Origin of the sequence: Enterobacter sp. AN-K1, from assembly GCF_020971765.1 — a bacterium.
Classification (GTDB): domain Bacteria; phylum Pseudomonadota; class Gammaproteobacteria; order Enterobacterales; family Enterobacteriaceae; genus Enterobacter; species Enterobacter hormaechei_C.
The window spans coordinates 4,210,618-4,223,252 of record NZ_CP087390.1 but is presented as its reverse complement, the minus strand read 5'-3'; the positions used below and the strand labels follow the sequence as shown (position 1 = coordinate 4,223,252).

Below are 12,635 nucleotides of genomic sequence, written 5' to 3'. Positions count from 1 at the left end.
ACGCCATGCTAAAAACAATGCAAAAACACGGCGTTACGCTGGCGATCTTCGCTGCCGCCCTCACCGGGCTGACCGCGCTGGTAAATGAACTGACGAAAACTACCATTGCAGAGCAGGCAATGAAGCAGCAAAAGACGCTGTTCGATCAGGTGATCCCATCCGACCTCTACGATAATGACCTGCAAAAAAGCTGCTTTGTCGTGCAGGCTCCGCAGCTCGGTAAAGGACCCCATCGCGTTTATATTGCCCGCAAGGGCGATAATCCCGTGGGTGCCGTCATGGAAGCCACCGCGCCGGACGGTTACTCCGGTGCGATTCAGCTGCTGGTGGGCAGCGATTTTTCCGGCACCGTGCTGGGCACGCGCGTGACGGAGCATCACGAAACGCCGGGCCTTGGCGACAAAATTGAAACACGCTTAAGCGACTGGATCTTACACTTCGCCGGAAAGATGATTCATGGCGAAGACGATCCTGCTTTCGCGGTGAAAAAAGATGGCGGCGAGTTTGACCAGTTCACGGGTGCCACGATTACCCCACGCGCGGTGGTCAACGCCGTCAAGCGCGCCGGGCTGTATGCCGAAACGCTGCCCGCGCAGATCAATCATCTTTCCACCTGTGAGGAGTGACCATGAGCCAGGTTAAAGAGGTTATCGTCCAGGGTCTCTGGAAGAACAACTCCGCGCTGGTACAGCTGCTGGGGCTGTGTCCGCTGCTGGCGGTGACGTCTACCGCCACCAACGCGCTCGGGCTGGGGCTGGCGACCACGCTGGTGCTGACCCTGACTAACTTTTCCATTTCTGTTTTGCGCCGCTGGACGCCGTCGGAAATCCGTATTCCGATCTATGTCATGATCATTGCGTCGGTGGTCAGCGTGGTGCAAATGCTGATTAACGCCTACGCATTTGGCCTGTACCAGTCGCTCGGGATTTTCATTCCGCTTATCGTGACTAACTGTATTGTCGTAGGCCGCGCTGAAGCCTTTGCGGTGAAAAACAATCCGGCCATATCCGCGCTGGATGGTTTTTCCATCGGCATGGGCGCGACTGCCGCCATGTTCGTCCTCGGCTCTCTGCGTGAAATTTTGGGCAACGGTACGCTCTTCGACGGTGCGGACGCGCTGCTTGGCGGCTGGGCGAAGTCGCTGCGTATTGAGGTGTTCCATACGGACACTCCGTTCCTGCTGGCCATGCTGCCGCCTGGAGCCTTCATTGGCCTTGGGATGATGCTGGCGTTAAAATACCTGATTGATGAAAAACGTAAACGCCGCGCCGCTGAGCGCAGCGTACAGGAAGGGATCCCCGAGAAAGCAGTATGAATAAAGAGAAACGCATTGCGATCCTGACGCGCCTGCGCGATGAGAATCCTCATCCAACGACAGAGCTGAATTTTAACTCGCCGTTTGAACTGTTGATCGCGGTGCTGCTCTCTGCACAGGCGACGGACGTGAGCGTCAACAAAGCCACGGCCCTGCTCTACCCTGTCGCCAATACGCCGCAGGCCATGCTGGAGCTGGGCGTTGAAGGTGTGAAATCCTATATCAAGACCATTGGCCTGTTTAACAGCAAGGCCGAAAACGTCATTAAGACCTGCCGGATCCTGCTGGAGCAGCACGGCGGCGAAGTCCCGGAAGACCGCGCTGCGCTGGAAGCGTTGCCGGGCGTCGGGCGTAAAACGGCAAATGTGGTGCTGAACACGGCGTTTGGCTGGCCGACCATCGCCGTGGATACCCATATCTTTCGCGTCTCTAACCGCACCCGGTTCGCGCCGGGTAAAAACGTGGAAGAGGTGGAAGAGAAGCTGTTAAAAGTGGTCCCTGCGGAATTTAAGGTGGACTGCCACCACTGGCTGATCCTGCACGGACGGTATACCTGTATTGCCCGTAAGCCACGCTGCGGTTCCTGCATTATCGAAGATCTCTGCGAATACAAAGAAAAAGTCTATCCCTGAGCGTAAACCACCTTACTTCTTACCTGTTCAAGCCCTTAAAATTAACAAGGGCTCTGATATCTTCCCGATTGACCATAAATTGCCCTCTCTTTCTCCTTTACGCATTGTCGATTCTTCGGTCATTTAACACTCAAACAGGTTAATAGTTTTTTCATCACCAAAAATTTCTATACATCTGTGATCGCGATCACTCTGATAACCTGATGTTGGATTTTTGTTGTTAAAACCCGCCCACCCCCTTTGTCAGACAAGATTTCATCGATTCCACACCGCACATAAGACCAGTCATTTTTCAGAATATGGGCTATATCACTGCCAATCACCCAAAATAGCAGAACATATCGCCATACAGCCGTTGAACAGGGTCGTTTACAGTGAAAAAAACCATCAATTTTGAACGGATGAGATTTAACGCTGTATAACATTTGCATGAACCGATGATTATACCGCCAGAGTTATATGTAACAGATTATTACAAACGTATTGCCAGATGGGGCTGGATAGTGAACATTACCCGCCGTTTCCCCTCCCAATATAACTATAAAGCGGATGGACTACGGTCATCACGCTATGAACACCCCCGTTAATATGGGATGTAAAAAAAGAGGTATATGTGTCTACTGCAAACAATAAACCAACAGATGAGAGCGTAAGTCTTAACGCTTTCAAACAGCCTAAAGCGTTCTATCTCATTTTCTCGATCGAATTATGGGAACGTTTTGGCTACTACGGCCTGCAAGGGATCATGGCGGTTTACCTGGTTAAACAGCTGGGTATGTCTGAAGCTGATTCCATCACGCTGTTCTCTTCCTTCAGCGCCCTGGTGTATGGCCTGGTCGCTATCGGCGGCTGGTTAGGCGATAAAGTTCTCGGTACTAAACGAGTCATTATGCTGGGCGCCGTTGTTCTGGCGATTGGCTATGGGCTGGTTGCCTGGTCCGGGCACGATGCAGGTGTGGTTTACATGGGCATGGCTACCATCGCGGTAGGTAACGGCCTCTTCAAGGCGAACCCGTCTTCCCTGCTCTCTACCTGCTACAGCAAAGATGACCCACGTCTGGACGGTGCATTTACCATGTACTACATGTCCATCAACATCGGTTCCTTCTTCTCTATGCTGGCAACCCCATGGCTGGCCGCAAAATTCGGCTGGAGCGTAGCGTTTGCGCTGAGCTTCGTGGGTATGCTGATCACCGTTGTGAACTTCCTGTTCTGCCGTAGCTGGGTTAAAGACTATGGTTCAAAACCAGACTTCGAACCCGTGCACATGGGCAAACTGCTGGCAACCATCGTCGGCATCGTGATCCTTGCCGCTGTCGCCACCTGGCTGCTGCACAACCAGGGCGTTGCACGTGCCGTACTGGGCGTGGTTGCGCTGGGTATCGTGTTTATCTTCGCGAAAGAAGCCTTTGCGATGCAGGGTGCGGCACGTCGTAAGATGATTGTGGCGTTCATCCTGATGCTGGAAGCGATCATCTTCTTCGTTCTGTACAGCCAGATGCCAACGTCTCTGAACTTCTTCGCTATCCGCAACGTTGAGCACTCCATCCTTGGTATCGCGTTCGAGCCGGAGCAATATCAGGCCCTGAACCCGTTCTGGATCATGATTGGTAGCCCGATTCTGGCCGCTATCTATAACAAGATGGGCGACCGTCTGCCTATGCCGCACAAGTTCGCTATCGGTATGGTGCTGTGCTCTGGCGCGTTCCTGGTGCTGCCGCTGGGGACGAAATTCGCGACCGACGCGGGTATCGTGTCTGTTAACTGGCTGATCCTGAGCTATGCGCTGCAATCCATCGGTGAACTGATGATCTCCGGTCTGGGCCTGGCGATGGTTGCGCAGCTGGTCCCTCAGCGTCTGATGGGCTTCATCATGGGTAGCTGGTTCCTGACCACCGCTGGCGCGGCTATCATCGCAGGTAAGATTGCGAACCTGATGGCGGTACCAGACAACGTTACCGACCCGCTGGTTTCCCTGAATGTCTACGGCACCGTGTTCATGCAAATTGGTATCGCGACCGCCGTGATTGCCGTGCTGATGCTGCTGACCGCACCTAAACTGAATCGTATGACGCAGGACGACGACAAATCCGCTAAAGCGATCAAAACCGCGAACGCGTAATGTCATCGGGAAACGACTGAACAGAAGCCGCTAATTGATTAGCGGCTTTTTTTTTATCCGAACGCGCACTAACATAGCTGGAACCTCAGCAAAAAGGAGTTACCGATGAAACTGTTCTATAAACCGGGCGCCTGCTCTCTTGCTTCCCATATTACGCTTCGCGAGAGCGGTAAAGATTTCACGCTGGACGGCGTTGACCTGATGAAAAAGCGTCTGGAAAACGGGGATGACTTTTTTGCGATTAACCCAAAAGGCCAGGTTCCGGCCCTGCTGCTGGATGATGGCACCCTGCTGACCGAAGGGGTGGCGATTATGCAATTCCTGGCGGACAACGTACCGGATCGTCAGCTCCTTGCCCCCACCGGCAGCATTGCGCGTTATAAAACGCTGGAGTGGCTGAACTATATTGCCACCGAACTGCACAAAGGCTTTACGCCCCTGTTCCGCCCGGACACGCCGGAAGAGTACAAACCTACCGTGCGCGCGCTGCTGGAGAAAAAGTTGCAGTACGTTAACGACGCGCTGAAAGACGACCAGTGGATCTGTGGCTCGCGTTTCACCATCGCCGATGCCTATCTGTTTACCGTTCTGCGCTGGGCGCGCGCGGTTAAGCTGAACATGGAAGGATTAGACCATGTCGCATCGTATATGACGCGCGTGGCGGAGCGTCCTGCGGTGGCAGCGGCGCTGAAAGCGGAAGGGTTGAATTAACCGAGCGGCCTGGATTGCCGGGTGGCGCTGACGCTTACCCGGCCTATAAATTCCGTAGGCCCGTGCAAGCGCAGCGGCGCCGGGCGTTTTCTAAAGCTGCGTTGCGCTAAAATAGTGCTCCGGCTTCGCGATGCGATCCTGCGCCGCGACGACCTGGAGCTCATATTCCTGCATCGTCTTCGTCGCAATCATGATTTCATAAACGGCTGCGGTGACGTGCTCCAGCGCATCGCGCAGGCTCGCGCCCTGCAATAGCTTCACCAGCAGCAAACCGCTGGTCACATCCCCGACCCCGACAGGCTGACGTGCACCGAAATCCACCAGCGGTCGACTGATATGCCAGGCTTCATCCTTCGTCACCAGCAGCATTTCAAAACGGTCCTGGCTCAACCCTGCGCGTGCCAGGTGCTTAACCAGCACAATCTCTGGCCCCTGGGCGATCAGCTCACGAGAGGCGCTTACAGCCTCTTCTACGCTGTTGACCGGATGCTCGCACAGGATCTCAAGTTCAATCAGGTTGGGGGCAATAATATCGCTGGCGGGCAATGCATGACGGACATGAAACTCCGCAACGCCCGGCGCTACGATGCAGCCTTTTTCCGGATGTCCCATCACCGGATCGCAGAAATATTTCGCCGCGGGGTTTGCCGCTTTCACCTGGCGCACAATGCCGAGGATATGTTCCCCCTGCTCCGCCGAACCCAGATAGCCGCTCAGTACGGCATCGCAGCGTTTAAGCTGGTCGATATCCGCAATCCCCTGAACGATTTCCGTCAGATGCGACGGCGGCATTACGCAGCCGGTCCATTTACCGTACTGGGTGTGATTCGAGAACTGGACGGTATTGAGGGGCCAGACGTTAACGCCGAGGCGGCGCATCGGGAATTCCGCAGCGCTGTTGCCAGCATGTCCAAACACAACGTGGGACTGAATGGCGAGGATGTTCTTCATGTTGTACTTACCAAACCCTGTCAAAACAAAAGGGGCGTGGTTTCCCACGCCCCTGCATACTTTTAATTACTTCCAGCAGACCAGGCAGTAATTTTTCTTACCGCGACGCAGCAGCGTGTAGCGACCATAGAGACGGTCGTTCTCGGTAAAGGTGTATTCCGGATCGGCCTGTTTTTCGCCATTAATGGTGATCGCGTTAGAGGCGATGGTTTTACGCGCCTGACCGCGAGACGGCTGGAGCTCGGAGTCCACCAGCGCCTGCATCAGATCGGCGCCTTTTTCCATCTCAACCATCGGCACGCCATCCTGCGCCAGCTGTTCGAAATCCGCTTCGCTTAAATCGCTCAGGGTTCCGTTGAACAGGCTAGCCGTAATGCGCTTCGCCGCCGCCAGACCTTCTTCGCCGTGAACCAGTTTAGTCACTTCGTCCGCCAGCACGTACTGGGCGCGTGGTGCTTTACCGCTGTTCTTGTCTTCTTCTTCCAGCGCATTGATTTCTTCGATATCCATAAAGGTGAAGAACTTCAGGAAGCGATAAACGTCGGCATCCGCCGTGTTGATCCAGAACTGGTAGAACTTGTACGGGCTGGTTTTCTTCGGATCCAGCCATACCGCGCCGCCTTCGGTCTTACCGAACTTGGTACCGTCGGCTTTGGTGATCAACGGCACGGTCAGACCAAACACCTGATTCTGGTGGAGGCGACGGGTCAGATCGATACCGGAGGTGATGTTACCCCACTGGTCGGAACCGCCAATTTGCAGAGAGACGCCGTGCAGTTTGTTCAGGCAGGCGAAGTCATACCCCTGCAACAGGTTATAGGAGAACTCCGTGAAAGAGATACCCTGATCGTCACGGTTAAGACGCTGCTTTACTGCTTCTTTGTTAATCATCTGGTTAACAGAGAAGTGTTTGCCGATGTCACGCAGGAACGTCAGCACGTTCATGCCACCAAACCAGTCGTAGTTGTTCGCCGCAATCGCAGAGTTGTCACCGCAGTCGAAATCCAGGAACGGTGCAACCTGTTTACGGATCTTATCCACCCACTCCTGCACGGTGTCTTCGGTGTTCAGCTTACGCTCAGCGGCTTTGAAACTTGGGTCGCCAATCAGACCGGTCGCGCCGCCAACCAGTGCGACAGGCTTATGGCCGGCCATCTGGAAGCGTTTCAGGCATAACAATGGAACAAGATGCCCCAAATGCAAGCTGTCAGCGGTGGGATCGAAGCCGCAATAGAGCGCGATCGGGCCTTGCGCCAGTCGCTCTGCTAACGCTTCCTCGTCAGTCACCTGGGCCACGAGGCCCCGCTCTTGCAATTGTTTAATCAAGTTACTGCTTGCCATCAAATTCTCCATGTATAAACGACTGCACCTTTGCCGGTACACGACTTTTCGCCTGATGCGAAAGGACCATAGAATAAAGCGCCAGCGCGGTGTGCGCTAGCGCTTAAATCAACAAATTTTGGGGATTACGGGGCCAGTCTGTCGATTTTCCAGCCACCGTTGTCGCGCTGGTATAAAAAGCGGTCGTGCAGGCGGTGTTCACCGCCCTGCCAGAATTCCATCTGCTCAATGGGGATGCGGAACCCGCCCCAGAAACTCGGCAGCGGTACTTCACCCTGCTGAAACTTCTGTTTGAGTTCGAGGAATTTACTTTCCAGCACACCGCGGGCTGAGATTCGGCTGGACTGTTTAGAGACCCAGGCGCCGATCTGACTGTCGCGCGGGCGACTGTGGAAATATTTTACCACTTCGAGCGTAGAGAGGCGCTCCGCCTTGCCGGTGACCATCACCTGGCGCTCCAGCATATGCCACGGGAAGAGCAGGCTAATACGCGGATTATTTTCAAGGTGATGCGCTTTACGACTGCCAAGATTGGTGTAGAACACCAGCCCTTTCTCGTCATAATGCTTGAGAAGAACGATGCGTTGATACGGCTGACCATTTTCATCAACCGTGGCAACGACCATTGCCGTCGGGTCAGCCAGTTTCGCTTCGCAGGCCTGCTTCAGCCAGCGTTCAAAAAGCACCAGCGGTTCGGCGGGAAGATCCTGGCGGCGCAGACCGCCTTTGGTGTATTCACGGCGCAGATGCGCAATTTGCTGTAGTTCGTCGTTATCTGACATGGCGTTAGCTGAAAGTGAGATTGGGTGGCGCTATTGTGCGCGCCCCCTTCAAAAATCTCAACGCTTCGGATTTTCAAGCTGACAATTGTTCAGCACAATGCGGTCACGCTTGTAGACGGTGGCGCTGTCGCCTTTCGACCAGAAGACGTAGATCCCGTCTGAGTAGCGCGCACCGGAGGCCGACATTCCCTGCTTCAGCGTTAACAACTTATTGTCATAAACAAAGCTGGCTTCCTGATGCGGGTTGTTCAGCTTCACCGTCAGCGGTTTTTCATCACAACGATATTCCAGCGTATCGGTTTGCATACGCTCAACGAACTGGTTATAGACGCTGCATCCGGTCATAAGAAAAGGTACAGCAATGAGAAGAAGTTTTTTCATGGGCAGATTCCGAAGACTATCCTGGTCCTGGAGGGCCTAACCGCCCTCCTGTTTTTCCCTATTTTACGGGTTACGCCTCCCGCTGAATTTCAGTTAACTCTGATTATGGCGCGGGTTTGCGGGGAAAATGGCCCCAAGGACGCTCGCCTCCCGCGCACCGGTTACGGAGGGTAAATTCCCCGGCAGACCGGCAACCGTACGCCAGGCAAGCCAGGCGAAGGCCAGCGCTTCCATATCGTCTCCGCTGATCCCGGCTTCATCAGTGGTCGTGACTTCGGTGCCTGGCAGCAAGGCGGCGAGGCGTGCCATCACCAGCGGGTTGCGGCTTCCGCCTCCGCATACCAGCAAGCGCTCACATCCGCCGCTCAGCAACACCTGTTCAGAAATCGATACCGCGGTGAGCTCCGTCAGCGTAGCCTGCACATCCTGAGGCGCAAGGCCGGGGAAGCGCGCCAGCTGACGTTCAAGCCAGCCGTAGTTGAAATATTCCCGCCCCGTGCTTTTCGGCGCGGGCAGAGCAAAGAAAGGATCGCTTAACAGGGTTTGCAGCAAGGGAAGGATCACTTTCCCCTGGCTGGCCCACTGCGCGTCTTTGTCGTAGGCTTTGCCGCTCTGACGCCAGATCCAGGCATCCATCAGCATATTACCGGGTCCGGTATCGTACCCCCGCACGGGCTGCCCGGGAATAAGCATCGACAGGTTGGCGATCCCGCCGATGTTCAGGACCATCCTGCGCTCTACCGGGTGCGCCAGCAGCGCCTGATGAAATGCCGGAACCAGCGGCGCCCCCTGCCCGCCGAGGGCCATATCGCGACGACGGAAATCACCCACCACCGTCACGCCGGTTTTTGCCACAATCTGGTTGTTATCGCCAATTTGCATCGTGTGCGGCGCCTCGCCGACAGGTTCATGCCAGACGGTCTGCCCATGGCAACCTATTGCCACGATATCCTGCGGGTGGAGTCTTTCCTGCTGCATCAGGGCCAGTACCGCCTCAGCAAACAGCGCCCCCAGACGCACATCCAGTTGGCCCAGTTGGGAAAGCGTCAGCTGTTGTCCCTGGCAGATGTTCAGGATCTCTTCTTTTAACGAGACAGGAATAGGCCAGGTCAGGCTTGCCTGCTGCGCCACCATGTTTTCATCAATGGCGGCCAGAACGACATCCACACCGTCAAGACTGGTACCAGACATCACACCGATATAGCGACCCGATTTCATGCGCTTTCCTTACGTTACATGGGCTAAGTGCAAACACTCCATCATAAATAACGCGGCTTTGCTATGCGGTGATAATATTTTTTAACAATCTCAGACCTGTAGCACAGACGGTTTTTGTTTATGTCCCGTTAAGCCCTGCTGAAGTAAAATTTATCTATTCGGCATGCAAAGATATGAACTGTGGTCAGGAATGCCATATAATTTAGCCATAACGGATGCCCCAACCGGGCGTTTTTTGGTGAACAGGAGAGTCAAATGATTTTACGTGTACTGGGCGTTTCGCTGATTGGTTTAACACTGGCGGGTTGTGTGAATGACAGTTCACTCTCCGGCGACGTATATAGTGCTTCTGAAGCTAAACAGGTACAGAACGTGACATACGGTACTATCGTTAATGCCCGTCCTGTTCAGATTCAGGGTGGCGATGACACGAACGTGGTGGGCGCAATCGGTGGTGCTGTGCTGGGTGGTTTCCTGGGTAATACCATTGGCGGCGGCACCGGACGTTCTCTGGCTACCGCAGCGGGCGCAGTTGCAGGCGGCGTAGCGGGTCAGGGCGTTCAGGGCGCGATGAACAAAACTCAGGGCGTTGAGCTGGAAATCCGTAAAGACGATGGCAGCACCATTATGGTTGTGCAGAAACAGGGTAACACCCGCTTCTCTGCTGGCCAGCGTGTTGTACTGGCAAGCAACGGCAGCCAGGTTACCGTCTCCCCGCGCTAATATCCTGATGGATGTGGTCTGTTCAGACCGCATCCATTTAACAAAATCATCGTTTCCAACAATATATTTGCACAATACATTCACACGGTGAATTATTCATTTCATCTGTTCTTGTCCGTGCGCAAAGTATTTTTTATTTCCCTCACTTAGACTCTTCGCAATCTCTTTTCTTTTTTAATTTTTAAATTCTCTATGCTTGCGATCTGTCGATTTGTAAAGAACCGCTTTGTGGCCTTCGCGCTTGGATGCATTGTTATCATTGCCGTATTACAAGCTTTTTTTATAAAACTTGTTGAATGGGTTCCTTCGTTTTCACCTTTGTTTTTCCCTACGCTGACGATATTTCTTCTGGTGTTTCATCTGTTTATTGCCTGTTTTATGGCAATGAAATACTGGTGCGACAGAAGGCGATTATATCTTGTTCCCATTGCCCTGGCCTTTGCCGGCTCAGCGTTATTGATGGTGGGGACTCTGTCCAGCTTCCCGGCCTGGCTTGATCTCTATCAGTTCAACGTGGCGAACTATAATGACGCCATGATTTTCTATATGTTCCGCCACTTTTTAATGGCGGTGCTGATAATCATCTCGGCATTGCTGTATACCCTGCGTACGTCCGCTCTCTCACGAAGCACCCACATCGGTATCGTTGTCGGCGCCTCGCTCTTTACGGGCAGTATGCTTGGGCTGGCATTGTTCTATTCCAGCCATTCAACCCTGCTCACACTGGACCTGGTAGACAATGAAACCCGACAGTTTATGGTTCTCTGGAGCCAGGCGATTAATATCATTTTGATCGTCCTGTGGGTAGTAACGTTAATCACCCTGATGGCCATTACCCGCGTGAGGAATTTGTTTTGGGTCGGCGGCAATTTTTTATGCGTCTGTTATATCGTCACCCTGCTCATGCTATTGTTAGGCGGACACGCTGAAGATATTTCATGGTACCGGGCACGGTTATTCGAAACTGTCGCTACATTAATCATTATCTTCATCTTACTTTCCGATGTATTTAATTTGTATCGTGACTCGCATGTAAAATATCAGCAGTCTTATCAAAACTCGATCCGCGATCCCCTCACCCGTCTGTATAATCGTAGCTATTTCTATGATTCATTAAACCACGCGCTGAGTACAGCAACCCTGGCGCACCCGGTATCGGTGATCGTGAGCGATCTTGACCGTTTCAAACGCATTAACGACTGCTACGGCCATTTGCAGGGGGATAAGGTTTTACAGTTTGTCTCAAACCTGTTGACCGATTCAGTGCGACCGCAGGATATCGCAGCGCGGATCGGCGGCGAAGAATTTGTGCTCATGCTGACAAATACCCCTTCCGATCTTGCGCAACAGGTTGCCGAACGCATACGTCTCAAATTGAGCGGTTTCGACAACGTTAGCAGCGGCGGTTATCTCCCGGAACCGATAACTATCAGTATGGGGGTATTCACCGCCACCTCGCCGGAGACCAGCGCTGAAACCTGTGTGGAAAGCGCGGATAAAGCCATGTACGAGGCAAAAGAGACGGGCCGCAACCGGGTGGTGGTGTTCAGAACATGACAAAGGCCTTGCACCAGCAAGGCCTGTGAATAACGTCAGTCGCGCGACTGTAAATCGTGGATGTTTTGTTCAAGACGGGCGATGAGTCCGATCAGCATCTCCAGCTCAGCGGGGGAAATACCGGCCAGGATCTCCCCTCGCGTTTTACTGATGACGGTCTCCATCTCAGTAATAATCGGGGCCGCTTTTTCCGTCAATTTAATCCGCTTGGCGCGACGATCGCTGGCGCAGGTTTGTCGGGAGATGAGTCCCTTCTCTTCCAGCTGGTCAAGGGTACGCACCAGAGAAGGCTGCTCAATACCAATCGCTTTTGCCAGTTGGATCTGTGACTGATCGGGCGGGAGCTGATGAATGTTATGCAGCGTAACCCAGTGCGTCTGCGTAAGTTCCAGAGGTTTCAGGCGATGGTCAATCAGAGCACGCCAGATGCGTACCAACCTTGCCAGATCAGAACCTAATGGCGATTCCAATTTCATCTCCTTATAATTAGCTTGCTAAGTGATTATAGTGATTTTAGAATAGTTTGCAGTATTTGTATTGCCAAAACAAATGCAATCACGGTATTCATCATTCCTTAAAGGATGATTTACACTGAATGGTAATGCGCCATCGCATTGAAATCTGCCAATGTGGCCCTCATTCCACCGCAAAGGATCGCTGCTTGTGACGTTGTTTTCCTTCTCCGCAGGGTTGCCCCTCCAGGATTTGATTGTTGGCGCATCGGTCTACTTTCCGCCACTGTTTAAAGCCGTAATGGTCGGTTTTGTAATCTGGCTCATTGCGCATCGTCTGCTGCGCGACTGGATGTATTCTGGTGAAATCTGGCACCCGATGTTAATGGATCTCTCCCTGTTTACCCTCTCCGTCTGTCTTGGCCTTGCCGTGTTAACCGTGTGGTGAGA

Annotated in this window: 14 protein-coding genes; 8 read left to right on the top strand and 6 right to left on the bottom strand. The window is 53.4% G+C overall.

The genetic code is table 11. The annotated features are described in order from the left end of the window. Positions 1 to 5 precede the first annotated feature (5 nt). The 5 genes from rsxG (at position 6) to gstA (ending at position 4,780) form a co-directional block, all read left to right on the top strand. Positions 6 to 626 carry an electron transport complex subunit RsxG gene (gene rsxG / locus LOC22_RS20095; RefSeq protein ID WP_017384591.1) on the top strand — a complete coding sequence of 207 codons (621 nt, stop codon included), beginning with the start codon at positions 6 to 8 and terminating at the stop codon, positions 624 to 626. Between the two features lie 2 nt (positions 627 to 628). Continuing rightward, entirely contained in the window at positions 629 to 1,315 is a 687-nt protein-coding gene (locus LOC22_RS20090; protein ID WP_003857592.1) for an electron transport complex subunit E, read from the top strand. Then, positions 1,312 to 1,947 carry an endonuclease III gene (nth, locus tag LOC22_RS20085; protein WP_015570668.1) on the top strand — a complete coding sequence of 212 codons (636 nt, stop codon included), beginning with the start codon at positions 1,312 to 1,314 and terminating at the stop codon, positions 1,945 to 1,947. The genes LOC22_RS20090 and nth overlap by 4 nt, the downstream gene beginning before the upstream one ends. A gap of 613 nt (positions 1,948 to 2,560) precedes the next feature. Beyond that, positions 2,561 to 4,069, top strand: coding sequence for a dipeptide/tripeptide permease DtpA (dtpA, locus tag LOC22_RS20080; protein ID WP_017693548.1), 1,509 nt, complete (start codon positions 2,561 to 2,563; stop codon positions 4,067 to 4,069). Between the two features lie 105 nt (positions 4,070 to 4,174). Beyond that, positions 4,175 to 4,780 (top strand): glutathione transferase GstA, encoded by a 606-nt coding sequence (gene gstA / locus LOC22_RS20075; protein ID WP_003857598.1) that lies wholly within the window; start codon positions 4,175 to 4,177, stop codon positions 4,778 to 4,780. 90 nt (positions 4,781 to 4,870) lie between these two features. Here the strand turns inward: gstA and pdxY are convergent, their stop codons facing one another. The 5 genes from pdxY to anmK all read right to left on the bottom strand — a co-directional run bounded on the left by pdxY (position 4,871) and on the right by anmK (position 9,453). Then, the gene (pdxY, locus tag LOC22_RS20070; protein ID WP_015570669.1) at positions 4,871 to 5,731 is read right to left on the bottom strand and encodes a pyridoxal kinase PdxY; all 861 of its coding nucleotides are present in this window, start codon (positions 5,729 to 5,731) and stop codon (positions 4,871 to 4,873) included. Positions 5,732 to 5,797: 66 nt separating this feature from the next. Then, positions 5,798 to 7,072: a tyrosine--tRNA ligase gene (gene tyrS, locus LOC22_RS20065; protein ID WP_017384594.1), complete on the bottom strand. Its 1,275-nt coding sequence runs from the start codon at positions 7,070 to 7,072 to the stop codon at positions 5,798 to 5,800. Between the two features lie 125 nt (positions 7,073 to 7,197). After that, the gene (gene pdxH / locus LOC22_RS20060) at positions 7,198 to 7,854 is read right to left on the bottom strand and encodes a pyridoxamine 5'-phosphate oxidase (RefSeq protein ID WP_003857601.1); all 657 of its coding nucleotides are present in this window, start codon (positions 7,852 to 7,854) and stop codon (positions 7,198 to 7,200) included. A 57-nt stretch (positions 7,855 to 7,911) separates the two neighbouring features. Continuing rightward, entirely contained in the window at positions 7,912 to 8,235 is a 324-nt protein-coding gene (gene mliC, locus LOC22_RS20055; protein WP_015570672.1) for a C-type lysozyme inhibitor, read from the bottom strand. 93 nt (positions 8,236 to 8,328) lie between these two features. Next, a complete protein-coding gene (anmK, locus tag LOC22_RS20050; RefSeq protein ID WP_015570673.1) occupies positions 8,329 to 9,453 on the bottom strand; it encodes an anhydro-N-acetylmuramic acid kinase in 1,125 nt (374 codons plus the stop codon). Between the two features lie 255 nt (positions 9,454 to 9,708). Between anmK and slyB the strand changes: the two genes are divergently transcribed. Next, positions 9,709 to 10,176: an outer membrane lipoprotein SlyB gene (gene slyB / locus LOC22_RS20045; protein ID WP_003857604.1), complete on the top strand. Its 468-nt coding sequence runs from the start codon at positions 9,709 to 9,711 to the stop codon at positions 10,174 to 10,176. A 192-nt stretch (positions 10,177 to 10,368) separates the two neighbouring features. Continuing rightward, positions 10,369 to 11,733, top strand: coding sequence for a GGDEF domain-containing protein (locus tag LOC22_RS20040; RefSeq protein WP_017384595.1), 1,365 nt, complete (start codon positions 10,369 to 10,371; stop codon positions 11,731 to 11,733). Between the two features lie 35 nt (positions 11,734 to 11,768). Here the strand turns inward: LOC22_RS20040 and slyA are convergent, their stop codons facing one another. After that, the gene (gene slyA, locus LOC22_RS20035) at positions 11,769 to 12,209 is read right to left on the bottom strand and encodes a transcriptional regulator SlyA (protein ID WP_006808997.1); all 441 of its coding nucleotides are present in this window, start codon (positions 12,207 to 12,209) and stop codon (positions 11,769 to 11,771) included. A gap of 187 nt (positions 12,210 to 12,396) precedes the next feature. Here slyA and LOC22_RS20030 point away from each other — a divergent pair, with 187 nt between their 5' ends. Beyond that, positions 12,397 to 12,633: a DUF1656 domain-containing protein gene (locus LOC22_RS20030; RefSeq protein ID WP_003857607.1), complete on the top strand. Its 237-nt coding sequence runs from the start codon at positions 12,397 to 12,399 to the stop codon at positions 12,631 to 12,633. Positions 12,634 to 12,635 lie beyond the last annotated feature (2 nt).

Excerpts from the sequence above, each read along its gene's own strand:
- pdxH (WP_003857601.1), bottom strand. The coding sequence starts at position 7,854 with ATGTCAGATAACGACGAACTACAGCAAATTGCGCATCTGCGCCGTGAA.
- mliC (WP_015570672.1), bottom strand. The coding sequence starts at position 8,235 with ATGAAAAAACTTCTTCTCATTGCTGTACCTTTTCTTATGACCGGATGC.
- rsxG (WP_017384591.1), top strand. The coding sequence starts at position 6 with ATGCTAAAAACAATGCAAAAACACGGCGTTACGCTGGCGATCTTCGCT.
- slyA (WP_006808997.1), bottom strand. The coding sequence starts at position 12,209 with ATGAAATTGGAATCGCCATTAGGTTCTGATCTGGCAAGGTTGGTACGC.
- anmK (WP_015570673.1), bottom strand. The coding sequence starts at position 9,453 with ATGAAATCGGGTCGCTATATCGGTGTGATGTCTGGTACCAGTCTTGAC.
- tyrS (WP_017384594.1), bottom strand. The coding sequence starts at position 7,072 with ATGGCAAGCAGTAACTTGATTAAACAATTGCAAGAGCGGGGCCTCGTG.
- LOC22_RS20040 (WP_017384595.1), top strand. The coding sequence starts at position 10,369 with ATGCTTGCGATCTGTCGATTTGTAAAGAACCGCTTTGTGGCCTTCGCG.
- gstA (WP_003857598.1), top strand. The coding sequence starts at position 4,175 with ATGAAACTGTTCTATAAACCGGGCGCCTGCTCTCTTGCTTCCCATATT.
- slyB (WP_003857604.1), top strand. The coding sequence starts at position 9,709 with ATGATTTTACGTGTACTGGGCGTTTCGCTGATTGGTTTAACACTGGCG.
- LOC22_RS20090 (WP_003857592.1), top strand. The coding sequence starts at position 629 with ATGAGCCAGGTTAAAGAGGTTATCGTCCAGGGTCTCTGGAAGAACAAC.
- pdxY (WP_015570669.1), bottom strand. The coding sequence starts at position 5,731 with ATGAAGAACATCCTCGCCATTCAGTCCCACGTTGTGTTTGGACATGCT.
- nth (WP_015570668.1), top strand. The coding sequence starts at position 1,312 with ATGAATAAAGAGAAACGCATTGCGATCCTGACGCGCCTGCGCGATGAG.